This is a genomic window from Verminephrobacter aporrectodeae subsp. tuberculatae At4 (assembly GCF_000193225.1).
Lineage (GTDB): Bacteria > Pseudomonadota > Gammaproteobacteria > Burkholderiales > Burkholderiaceae_C > Acidovorax > Acidovorax aporrectodeae.
Window position 1 is genome coordinate 1 of the sequence record NZ_AFAL01000668.1, and the last position, 326, is coordinate 326.

The window sequence follows — 326 nt, forward strand, 5'->3', positions numbered from 1 at the left end:
GTGACGCTGACGCTGAGCCGCGTCGTGACCAGCGCGGAGACCGTGACCGTGAGCTACACCAAGCCCACGGGCGACAACGTGGTGCAGGACGCAGCCGGCAACGACGCAGTGAGCTTCAGCAACCAGGCCGTGACCCATGGCACGTCGGCAGCAGACACCACGCCCCCGGTGCTGATCACCACCGGCGACTCGGGTCCCAAGGTCACCGGCAACCAACTGACGCTGACCTACACCGACGCGAGCAACCTGGACGCCGTGAACACCGCAGCCGCCTCGGCCTTTGCGGTCAGCAGCGCGGGCAACGCGGCCATCAGCGTGAACAGCGT

Annotated in this window: 1 protein-coding gene; it reads left to right on the plus strand. The window is 67.8% G+C overall.

Annotated elements, in window-relative coordinates:
* Window positions 1-326 (plus strand): SwmB domain-containing protein (locus VTU_RS28645; RefSeq protein WP_265597350.1); only part of this gene is annotated, 326 nt, incomplete at both ends.